The 5,442-nt window shown below is 63.8% G+C and carries 11 protein-coding genes and 1 pseudogene; 11 read left to right on the top strand and 1 reads right to left on the bottom strand.

The features are described 5' to 3' along the window. The 11 genes and pseudogenes from ON33_RS42905 to ON33_RS39135 form a co-directional block, all read left to right on the top strand. Window positions 1-222 (top strand): annotated as a pseudogene (locus ON33_RS42905) (SRPBCC family protein); the annotation flags it as partial. Further along, window positions 219-623 (top strand): gas vesicle protein GvpJ, encoded by a 405-nt coding sequence (gvpJ, locus tag ON33_RS30975; protein ID WP_051153152.1) that lies wholly within the window; start codon window positions 219-221, stop codon window positions 621-623. The pseudogene ON33_RS42905 and the gene gvpJ, both read left to right, overlap by 4 nt. Continuing rightward, window positions 623-1,384, top strand: coding sequence for a GvpL/GvpF family gas vesicle protein (locus ON33_RS30980; protein WP_051153154.1), 762 nt, complete (start codon window positions 623-625; stop codon window positions 1,382-1,384). Before gvpJ ends, ON33_RS30980 begins: the two co-directional genes overlap by 1 nt. A 3-nt stretch (window positions 1,385-1,387) precedes the next feature. Further along, entirely contained in the window at window positions 1,388-1,639 is a 252-nt protein-coding gene (locus ON33_RS30985; RefSeq protein ID WP_040862693.1) for a gas vesicle protein GvpG, read from the top strand. 5 nt (window positions 1,640-1,644) lie between these two features. Continuing rightward, complete coding sequence (gvpO, locus tag ON33_RS30990; RefSeq protein ID WP_040862694.1) at window positions 1,645-1,980, top strand: gas vesicle protein GvpO; 336 nt, start codon at window positions 1,645-1,647, stop codon at window positions 1,978-1,980. Beyond that, a complete protein-coding gene (locus tag ON33_RS30995) occupies window positions 1,977-2,369 on the top strand; it encodes a gas vesicle protein (protein WP_040862695.1) in 393 nt (130 codons plus the stop codon). Before gvpO ends, ON33_RS30995 begins: the two co-directional genes overlap by 4 nt. After that, window positions 2,359-3,153 (top strand): GvpL/GvpF family gas vesicle protein, encoded by a 795-nt coding sequence (locus tag ON33_RS31000; RefSeq protein ID WP_040862696.1) that lies wholly within the window; start codon window positions 2,359-2,361, stop codon window positions 3,151-3,153. Before ON33_RS30995 ends, ON33_RS31000 begins: the two co-directional genes overlap by 11 nt. After that, a complete protein-coding gene (locus ON33_RS31005) occupies window positions 3,150-3,380 on the top strand; it encodes a gas vesicle protein (RefSeq protein WP_040862697.1) in 231 nt (76 codons plus the stop codon). The genes ON33_RS31000 and ON33_RS31005 overlap by 4 nt, the downstream gene beginning before the upstream one ends. Further along, window positions 3,373-3,687, top strand: a complete 315-nt coding sequence (locus ON33_RS31010) for a gas vesicle protein K (protein ID WP_040862699.1) — start codon at window positions 3,373-3,375, stop codon at window positions 3,685-3,687. The genes ON33_RS31005 and ON33_RS31010 overlap by 8 nt, the downstream gene beginning before the upstream one ends. 258 nt (window positions 3,688-3,945) lie before the next feature. After that, a complete protein-coding gene (locus tag ON33_RS42365; RefSeq protein ID WP_085996866.1) occupies window positions 3,946-4,101 on the top strand; it encodes a DUF6131 family protein in 156 nt (51 codons plus the stop codon). Window positions 4,102-4,571: 470 nt separating this feature from the next. Beyond that, entirely contained in the window at window positions 4,572-4,745 is a 174-nt protein-coding gene (locus tag ON33_RS39135; protein ID WP_063711101.1) for a CsbD family protein, read from the top strand. Window positions 4,746-5,260: 515 nt separating this feature from the next. Here ON33_RS39135 and ON33_RS40120 read toward each other — a convergent pair. Then, window positions 5,261-5,442: biotin/lipoyl-containing protein (locus ON33_RS40120; RefSeq protein ID WP_218001533.1), on the bottom strand; the 182-nt coding region annotated here is incomplete at its 5' end.

The raw sequence follows: 5,442 nt of genomic DNA on the forward strand, positions 1-5,442 counted from the left end.
ACAGACGACGAAACCGCACGACGTGAGGAACAAGAGAACGCGGCCGACGAAACCGACGACGAAGAGCTGGACGAGGCCGACGACGAGGCTGACGAGCAAGAGGGCGGCCCACGAGATGCGGATGAGGAAGACGAATCACAGCCGCCTCGCGGCCGTTCGGCCACCCGCCGCAAGAGATCGCTGACCCGCCGGTCACATGAGAGCGAAGGAGTAAGCAGATGACCATCGAACCTGCAGGCGGCGGCGGAACCAGCACATTGGCTCGCCCGAACTCCTCGAGCCTGGCCGATGTCGTCGACACCATCCTCGACAAAGGACTGGTCATCGACGCGTTCGCCCGCGTGTCGCTCGTCGGTATCGAACTGGTGACCATCGACGCCCGCGTCGTGGTGGCCAGCGTCGACACGTATCTGCGTTTCGCCGAGGCGGTCAACCGCCTCGAGATCTCGAGCAGCGAGCCGAAAGGCCTGACCGACATCGTCGGCGACGTCACCGAAGGCGCCTCGAAACACAAGACGAAAGGCGCGCTCGAGGCGGCCGGTGAGAAGGTAGCGGACTTCCTCGGCGACGTGAACAAGCAGCGTCAGACAGCGCGCAGGCCATCCGAACGTGAGGTGAAGTGATGGCTGCCCAATCAACAGCCGTGTACGTCTACGGCATCGTGCCCGCCGACGTCGAGGCTGAGCCACACGCCACCGGTGTCGGCGATCCGCCGAGTGAGGTCACCGTGGTGCGGCACGGCGAAATCGCCGCGCTGGTCAGCACGCTGGAGTCCGACCGGCCACTGGGCACACCCGCAGACCTCACTGCTCACGAGAAACTGCTGGACGGATCGGCTGCGGTCAGTCCGGTGTTGCCGCTGCGGTTCGGTGCGGTCATGACCGACACCGATGCGGTGGAAAGCGAACTGCTCGAGGCGAACGAGGACGAGTTCCGCGCCGCGCTGGCCGAACTCGAGGGCCGGGTCCAGTTCGTGATCAGAGGGCGCTATATCGAAGACGCGATCTTGCGTGAACTCCTCGACGAGAACACCGAGGCCGCTCGACTGAGAGACGAGATCCGCGGCAAACCGGAGGACGCCACCCGCGAAGCGCGAATCGCGCTGGGTGAGTTGATCAATCGAGCGATCGAGGCCAAGCGAGCCGAGGACACCAGAAGGGTGGTTTCCGAACTCGAACAACTCGACCTACTGGTCAACCAGCGCGAACCCAGCCACGAAGAAGACGCCGTCCACGTCGCTGTGCTGGTCGAATCGGCCCGGCGAAAAGAGCTGGAGGAAGCGGTGCGCCGGCTCATCGCGGACTGGGACGGCCGGGTGGAGTTGAACTTGCTCGGACCGATGGCGGCCTACGACTTCGTCACCAAGCGAGCCCCCGAGGAGTGAGACATGGGCTTGCTCTCATCGATATTCTCGCTGCCCTTGGCGCCGGTACGCGGTGTGATCTGGGTGAGTGAACTGATCCAGGACCAGGTCGAACGGCAGCTACATGATCCCGCGGCACTGCGTCGCGAGCTCGAGGAGATCGACAGCGCCGCGGCGGCCGGTGAGTTGTCCGCGCAAGAGGCCGAGCAAGCGCAACAAGCGGCCCTGAATGCCATGACCGGCTCCGAGGTAGATCCCATCGACCGGAAGGAGTGACTCACGTGGCCCGCGACACCACTTCCGACGATTCCGCCAATGCTCATTCGACATCGAATGAGCAGCCTGCCCTGACCGCGGCGCAAGCCGCCGCGGTGGCGGTCCAATGCCTCGTGGACCTGACTTCCAATGACATCCAGGGCGTCACGCGCGTGGAACCGATGGAAGATGGCTGGCTCGTGGAGATCGAGGCACTGGAGGATCGCCGCATCCCGTCCTCGGCGGACATCATGGCACTCTACGAGGTGGAGATCGACTTCGACGAGAATCTGCTGGCCTACCGCAGAATCAAACGCTACGGCCGCAGCAGCACCGACATCGAACCGAGGAATCAGCGATGACGGTGGTCGGAGGCGGCTCGTACGCACCGCAGCCCTACGGGGGCGGGCATCAGTCCACCAACCTTGCCGACATCCTGGAGCGAGTCCTCGACAAGGGCCTGGTGATCGCAGGCGACATCCAAGTCAATCTTCTCGACATCGAACTGCTCACGATCAAACTGCGGTTGGTGATCGCCTCCCTGGAGACGGCCAAGGCCGTGGGCATCGACTGGTGGGAGACCGATCCCTGGCTCAACAGCAAGGCGCACGCGCTGGAACGGAAAGAACCGGACCTCGAGCTCGAGAACCGGGAACTCCGAGAACGGATCGCCGAACTGGAGGCAGCGAACGAACGCCGTCAACCCATCGAACGCGGGCGCGAGCGGAAAACGAACGATCGTGACCGGTGATTTCGCAGTCTGGCTGTACGTGGTGGCACCCCGCCGCGACGGCACGGCGGAACTGAGCACACTGACCGGAGTCGCGGGCGAACCGCTGCGGACGGTTGTCTCTGGCGGCCTGACCGCAGTCGTCGGCTCGGTCCCGCTGGACGTGTTCGGGGAGCAACCACTACGGCGAAACTTCGAGGACCTCGACTGGCTGGAGGCGACAGCACGGGCACACGACGCGGTCGTATCCGCCATAGTGCGCCGAGGTCCGGCCCTCCCACTCCGACTGGCCACCGTCTTCCACGACGACAACCGCGTGCGTGAGCTGCTCGATGAGCGGCAAGCGGACTTCGACGCCGCCCTGAACTTGGTCAGCGGCCGCACCGAGTGGGGTGTCAGAGCCTATGGCGATCGTGCCGCCCTGACCGCTGCCGTGGCCGAGGCCCGGTCTGCGGGTGAGGTCAGCACAATGACCCCGGGAGCTGCGTACCTGGCCCGGCGTCGCGCGCAGTTGTCGGCGCAGGAGAGCGTGGAACGCGATGCGGCAGAGCGCGCCGAGGAGATTCACGCGCGTTTGGTTCGCCAGGCGGCGGCGGGACGACGTCAGCCGCTGACCGACCCCGCAGTAAGCGGCCGCCGGGACTGGATGGTGCTCAACGGGACATATCTGGTGGACGACGACCGCGCCGACGACTTCACAACGACGGTTGAGACACTCGGCGCCGAATTTCCCGGCATTCGACTCGAACTCACCGGCCCCTGGCCACCCTATTCGTTCGCCGGCGTGACACGAGGACCGACATGATTCGGGCCGACCATGTCGACGCCGAGCGCCGCGTCGCGCTGGTCGACCTACTGGACCGAGTATTGGCCGGTGGCGTCGTCATTTCCGGCGACATCAAGCTCGCCATTGCCGACGTCGATTTGGTCCAGATCTCCTTGAGAGCCCTCATCTCCTCCATCAGCACCCTGTACGCGCCGGTCGGTTCCATGTCGCGCGATGCGCTGGAAGGACTGGCCGGCGATGACTGAATTCGGCGGCATCCCACCGCGAATCGACGCCGATCCGGAATCGGTCGAGCGCGGGCTGGTCACCCTCGTCCTCACCTTGGTGGAGCTACTGCGGCAACTGATGGAGCGGCAAGCGCTACGCCGCGTCGACGCAGGCGACCTCACCGACGCCCAGATCGAACGCATCGGCACCACCCTGATGCTGCTCGAACAACGCATGGACGAACTACGCGAGCACTTCGGACTCACCCCGGAAGACCTCAACATCGACCTCGGACCCCTCGGCCCACTCCTGCCGCGCGACCCGGCCCATCGCACTTTCGAGTGACCTCGTCAACACGCGGCCAAGCGGGGGACCAGGCCGGGTGCGAGGTGGCCGGCCGCTTGTCATAGACATTGCCAAGGCTCAAACATTCGACGCTCCGACGCTCTGATCGAGCCCCCCAACGAGCTCTGATTGAGCCCCCAACAAGAGGGTATGCGCACTATGAGGGCCGACGCACCGTGTCGGCATTGCGCGCACTGATATCAGCAACAGAGTGCGTCGCAGCTCCTTCGAGCACAACAGTGAAATCAGGTAGAGGCCATGATCATTCTCGGAATCATCCTTCTCATAGCCGGGTTCATATTCGGCATCCCGATCCTTTGGACCATCGGGATCGTGGTCCTCATCATCGGGCTCGCCTTACTGCTGTTGGGGGCAACGGGCCGCGCAGTCGGCGGCCGTCGCCATTACTATTGAGGCCCTGAATTGCGTGTCTCTATCTGACGGTCACCGCGCCGCGGTCACATTCCCTCCTTCATTACACCGGCCCCGCCGGTAAATGTGTGCAGCAGCGGTTAGTTGGCCACGGCCACCGCGACACGCCGGCGCCCGGACCCACGCGGCGCACCATCTCTGCCGGTCTGGGATCGCCCCAATTTGCGGAGGATTTCGGGATCTCATGTATCTCGTCGCGGCGTATGAGGACCTGTTGTCCCAACCAGCCCCTTCAAATCTATTGCGGCACAGGTGATCCGGTCGGCCGGTCACACACGGCGGATTTCTGTCGCGAATGTTCGAGTGACATTCCGGCCGCGAACATCGCGGTAATCAGAGCATCGGGGTTTTCTCACCTCCGCCTCGGGTACTGCGGTCATGTGTGAGCGGCCGAGGCGCCGCAGTCGATGACAAACGCGGCCTGCAACGTCCGCAATCGGAAGGAGAAAGTCATGAGTGCTGTAGACAAGGCCAAGAACAAGGCTCAGCAACTCGGTGGCAAGGTCAAGGAGAAGGCCGGCCAAGTCACAAATAACCCCCAGCGCGAGCAGGAAGGCAAGTCCAAGCAGGCGAGGTCCGACCTGAAGTCGGCAGGGGAGAAGGTCAAGGACGCCTTCAAGCGGTGACCACGCAGATCAACTCACCCAACTACAGAAGGAGCCTCGGCTCGACCCAGGAACGCGGGATGCGTCCTCGAGCCGAGGCGGCACATGCGCTGCCATCCCGCGGCCTCTACGTCACGAAATGCGGTCATTTTCAATCCATCTCGGGAAGTCTGGTCAATGGGGTTGCGTATCAGTATGGTCCGCTCGTGGTTGCCACACTGATGCCGAGGGTGGTGAGGTCGAACAGGCCCTCCCCTCGTCAGTTGCGGCCAGAGCATGATCACCTGCGTGGTCGCCGCGAGCGTGGACATCCTCGACACAACATGGCAGACCGTGGCCACGACACCAAGACCGATCGAGTTGCTGGTGAGAAGCCGAGCCGCGTACGGTTTGCCGTCGATACATTGACCTACAGAATGAATATGATGCTTCTTCGTCGAGGGGGGAACTGCAGCAAGGCGGGTCTCGAGATCTGGAATCGATGGACTCTGAAATGCCAACGGCCCTGACGTGATTGCCAGGGCCGTTCGGCGGGACTAGTTGATTTCGGCGAGCACGGTGCCCTGGGTGATGGCGGCGCCCGCCTCCACCGCGAGCCCGGTGATGACACCGGCCTTGTGGGCGGTGACCGGGTTCTCCATCTTCATGGCCTCGAGCACCACCACCAGGTCGCCCGCCTCGACGGACTGACCCTCTTCGACGGCGACCTTCACGACGG

This window comes from Nocardia niigatensis NBRC 100131 (genome assembly GCF_000308655.1).
GTDB lineage: Bacteria > Actinomycetota > Actinomycetes > Mycobacteriales > Mycobacteriaceae > Nocardia > Nocardia niigatensis.

Excerpts from the sequence above, each read along its gene's own strand:
- gvpJ (WP_051153152.1), top strand. The coding sequence starts at position 219 with ATGACCATCGAACCTGCAGGCGGCGGCGGAACCAGCACATTGGCTCGC.
- ON33_RS30980 (WP_051153154.1), top strand. The coding sequence starts at position 623 with ATGGCTGCCCAATCAACAGCCGTGTACGTCTACGGCATCGTGCCCGCC.
- ON33_RS30985 (WP_040862693.1), top strand. The coding sequence starts at position 1,388 with ATGGGCTTGCTCTCATCGATATTCTCGCTGCCCTTGGCGCCGGTACGC.
- ON33_RS30995 (WP_040862695.1), top strand. The coding sequence starts at position 1,977 with ATGACGGTGGTCGGAGGCGGCTCGTACGCACCGCAGCCCTACGGGGGC.
- ON33_RS31005 (WP_040862697.1), top strand. The coding sequence starts at position 3,150 with ATGATTCGGGCCGACCATGTCGACGCCGAGCGCCGCGTCGCGCTGGTC.
- ON33_RS31010 (WP_040862699.1), top strand. The coding sequence starts at position 3,373 with ATGACTGAATTCGGCGGCATCCCACCGCGAATCGACGCCGATCCGGAA.
- ON33_RS42365 (WP_085996866.1), top strand. The coding sequence starts at position 3,946 with ATGATCATTCTCGGAATCATCCTTCTCATAGCCGGGTTCATATTCGGC.
- ON33_RS39135 (WP_063711101.1), top strand. The coding sequence starts at position 4,572 with ATGAGTGCTGTAGACAAGGCCAAGAACAAGGCTCAGCAACTCGGTGGC.